The sequence below is a fragment of the Eudoraea sp. genome (assembly GCF_049669105.1).
GTDB lineage: Bacteria > Bacteroidota > Bacteroidia > Flavobacteriales > Flavobacteriaceae > Eudoraea.
Genome location: NZ_JBATKE010000204.1, coordinates 1 through 3,755, shown reverse-complemented (window position 1 = coordinate 3,755; position 3,755 = coordinate 1). Strand labels below are relative to the sequence as shown.

Below are 3,755 nucleotides of genomic sequence, written 5' to 3'. Positions count from 1 at the left end.
CCTCATAGTTGCCTACCGTTGCCGAAATTTGGTAAATCTCAAAGTTTTTAGGGGCAGCTTCATGTTCCTGAATATATGCTTTTGTAGGTTCATGGGTATCTATAAAGCGAATGGCATCTAGTAAGGTCTGTGTTTTCATGTGTTGGGATTTAATTCATTTTATTTTAATAGTGTATAATATAGTTTAAAGTTCCCAAGGTTCAAATTTTATTGTTTTATATAATGCCTCGGTTTTGAACCTTACGCCTTTCCCAAGACAGGCAATATAATGAGCTTGCGTCGCTCCCCCGTTTAAAAATAGTACCTTTAACGTACACTTTGATATTCAGGTGGTAACGACATAAATTTGGAAAGTGGATGAAAACAGTTGCATTTATTGTTGTATCAATATTGTTGATAGGATGTAAAGGAAATAAGCCCAGGACCGAATTTTTGGGAATGGTTAATCTTGAGGTAACCGGAAACGCAAAAGCGGTTTCTCAATTTGAGAGAGGACTTTTATTACTGCATTCTTTTGAATATCAGGATGCCCGTGAAGCGTTCAGGAATGCCCGGGAAACAGATATTCAAATGCCTATGGCCTATTGGGGTGAAGCGATGACCTATAATCATAGCTTATGGGGTGAACAAGAGTATGAAGAAGGGGTGGAAGTGTTGAAAAAATTGGAACTCCTGGATCTGGAAAAAAACGCAACTGAACTGGAGCAGGATTTTATAGAGGGGGTCAGGATACTATTTAAACCGGAAACTGAAAAACCGGAGCGGGATGTAGCCTATGCCGATTTTATGGAGGGCTTGTCCATAAAATATCCGGACAACCATGAAGTGGCGGCATTTTATGCGTTATCGCTTTTGGGCTCTGTACCGGACGGACGTGATGAAGATTTATATGGTAAGGGCGCTAAAATTGCGCTGGGTATTTTGGCTGAAAACCCCAATCATCCGGGAGCCTTGCACTATACCATTCATTCCTATGATGACCCTAAGCATGCTGTATTGGCCCTGGAGGCTGCTGACGCCTATGCTAAAGTCGCCCCGGACGCAAGTCATGCCTTACATATGCCCTCCCATATTTATGTGGCCATGGGGATGTGGGATCGGGTAGTCGCTTCCAATATTGATTCGTATCAAGCCAGCCTTAACAGGATGAAGCGAAAAGAACTGGACAATGATGCCAGGGGATACCATGCCTATCATTGGCTCGAGTATGGTTATTTGCAGCAGGACAACAGGGAAGAAGCCAGGAAAATGGTGTTGGATATGCAGCGTTTTATGAATGAAAAACCATCCTCAAGGGCCCGGGTTCATATGGTGTTTCTAAAGGGGACCTACCTTACTGAAACCGATGAGTGGGAGAGTGCGGTAGCCGATATTCCGGTAGAAATTTCCGATCTGAATATTTCGGTTCGTTCCCAATATTATTTTTTAGAAGGAATGAAAGGATATATAGCAAAAGACACGGTGCACATGGATAGTATTGTGGCTATCATGGAGTCTGATATTAAGAGAGAAACTTTTGTACAGGAATTTTCCAGCGCAACATTATGTTCAAATGTGACCAGGGCTGAGGCCGCGCCATCAGATATTGTTACTTCTAAGGCTAGGCAACAGCAACTTTTGGCATTGCGGGAAGATTTGGTCGCGAGGCACAATACGGCAGAAGAACACCTGCTGAAATCCATTGAACTACAGGAAAGCATCAGCTATAGTTACGGTCCGCCCTCTATTCAAAAACCAACCCGCGAACTCTATGCAGACTGGTTAGTTGCCATGGGGAGGTACAAGGATGCGGAAGCCCAGTATGCGTTGGCGGAAAAAGCGGGTCCAAAACGCCGATTGATTAAAGCAGGAATTGAAAACCTGAGCCAGACTTTGAATGATCAAACGCTTTCATTTTCAAATTAGGTTGGAGACTTAAAAAAACATTTTGTGAATGTTTTTAGCGAACAAGCCAGTCGGCAGACAGGAGTAATGCAAAATCAAATGTTCAATGGGTTAATTCGTTTTTGCCGAGGGGATTTCTAATTGAAATAATTAGCATTACTATTTGGAAAGTTGGGCATCGAAAGCACCAGTTGTGGCGTATTTTTACTTAAGCCTTTACAATTGATAACATTATCTGCATTCCACCAACCCATGTCCTGGCTGATCCTGGAAGCTCAAAAAACACCAAACGGACCTAACTAAATTCCACTGAGTTCACCCGTTTCCAGAGCACCCTTCAAATCTGCCGATACTTCGCTGTGGCTTCCGAAGAACCGTCCGCCATCGGCCCTTTTGAGTCTTACCTGTAAGGTGCCGTCCTTTTTTTCCTCCACAGATGTCACGACCACTACATTTCCTTGCAATCTTTTGTAATTGGCAATCCCGCCTTTTTTGATAATAAAATTAGGCCTAGGAAAATTAATGTGCTTATACCTTGGAGCTTCGGGGTATCCTATCTTGAGAATATCACCAACCTGTACCTCCTGGGGAGGTATGTATGTAGCATCTTTTGCGTTCAGGCCTATACTTCCAACTGCGAAAAATAGTGCAAAAAATAACTGTTTCATAACATTATATTTAGAGTTCAAAATTATTTTTTTTAAAATCCTTACCTGACGATAGTAGACATGCCTTTTCCTTGTATGATTTTCAATGATTTTATAGCAAATGGCATCCCTGCCTGGCCCCTATAGTCAGGCGCAAGTCCGGTCATTTGCCGCTAAATTAAATAGCACAGCCGGGATAGAAAATGATTTTGGTCATGATGTAGCTATCATAATTAAATCCTATTGGATATTTTGTAAATGGTATTTAGCATTAAGGAAAGAAGAAAATGGCATACAATCCGGATGCCTGTAAAGTTGGCAAATAGTTCGATAATACGGTGTTACTTTCTCATGGTTTATTTGTATCCGCCTTGAGCGGAGAAGGTGGTGTGGGATCACACCAAGCAGAAACCCAAGGCCATTTGGCCGGGTTTTTGCATTAGACAACCCTTTTTGAAGTATCCTTATCGACTATATAGTCCCTTTAAAGGCATTTCTTTTTTCTATATCCTTCTTTTCGTTACTTGAGGTAAAATCAGCGCTCTTTAGAACAGGAGCGTAAAAGAGGATTATAATTCGGGGATTATAATACTATTGGTGAAAATGGAAAGAAAAAACGATCTGCGTATTTTTTCAGGGATATTATTGTTACTATTAATCATCTCCTTAACAGCTTGTAATACATCTCAGAATTACTTCCAAAAGGAATACAGAAGAGTTTGGAAAGAAACCACCCGGTCAGCAGCATGGAATAATTCCTTTAATGGCACTTCACCTTTGAGTAATGAGCCCATTGAGGATCTTTATTCCTCGACAGAGCAGGGCATTCTGGCAACAATGACACCTAAAGCCCGGGAAAGGGCCGGCTTATTTGTTGAATTATATGACTCCTATGTTTCAAGGGCCTATTACAGTCTGATAAGCGAGGCAAAAAAAGCAGATCAGCACTTGCTGGAGGAATATAATAATTTACTCAAAACCTCTAAAAACAGACCAGACAGATCTGAGTATAAAAAACAATTGGCGCAAGCCAAATTAAAATATGAAGCACACTGGAAAATGTTGGAAGGACTAAAATCATGGAACGCCTTTAGTGAATTTGGTTCTGACGATCTGGATTTCTTTAAACAAGAACAATTAGAAAATGCCTATTTAATGTTTACCAAAGGTTCTTCGGATACAGAAATCATTAACTTTTTGGTTTATAGATTGGCTGATCTGTAC

The 3,755-nt window shown here is 41.0% G+C and carries 3 protein-coding genes and 1 pseudogene; 3 read left to right on the top strand and 1 reads right to left on the bottom strand.

Features of this window, described 5'->3' with window-relative positions:
• Positions 1-357: 357 nt before the first annotated feature.
• On the top strand, positions 358-1,905 hold the full coding sequence (locus WBM60_RS15440; protein ID WP_424277352.1) for a hypothetical protein: 1,548 nt from the start codon (positions 358-360) through the stop codon (positions 1,903-1,905).
• Positions 1,906-2,183: 278 nt separating this feature from the next.
• On the opposite strand, the gene WBM60_RS15435 is transcribed toward WBM60_RS15440, so the two are convergent.
• Entirely contained in the window at positions 2,184-2,552 is a 369-nt protein-coding gene (locus WBM60_RS15435; RefSeq protein WP_424259731.1) for a hypothetical protein, read from the bottom strand.
• Positions 2,553-2,652: 100 nt separating this feature from the next.
• Here WBM60_RS15435 and WBM60_RS15430 point away from each other — a divergent pair, with 100 nt between their 5' ends.
• Together WBM60_RS15430 and WBM60_RS15425 are read left to right on the top strand one after the other, a co-directional pair.
• Positions 2,653-2,844: a hypothetical protein gene (locus WBM60_RS15430; RefSeq protein WP_424277351.1), complete on the top strand. Its 192-nt coding sequence runs from the start codon at positions 2,653-2,655 to the stop codon at positions 2,842-2,844.
• Positions 2,845-3,134: 290 nt separating this feature from the next.
• A pseudogene (locus WBM60_RS15425) lies at positions 3,135-3,755 on the top strand (hypothetical protein); the annotation flags it as partial.

Coding starts and splice junctions, on each gene's coding strand:
- WBM60_RS15440 (WP_424277352.1), top strand. CDS start 358: ATGAAAACAGTTGCATTTATTGTTGTATCAATATTGTTGATAGGATGT.
- WBM60_RS15435 (WP_424259731.1), bottom strand. CDS start 2,552: ATGAAACAGTTATTTTTTGCACTATTTTTCGCAGTTGGAAGTATAGGC.
- WBM60_RS15430 (WP_424277351.1), top strand. CDS start 2,653: ATGGCATCCCTGCCTGGCCCCTATAGTCAGGCGCAAGTCCGGTCATTT.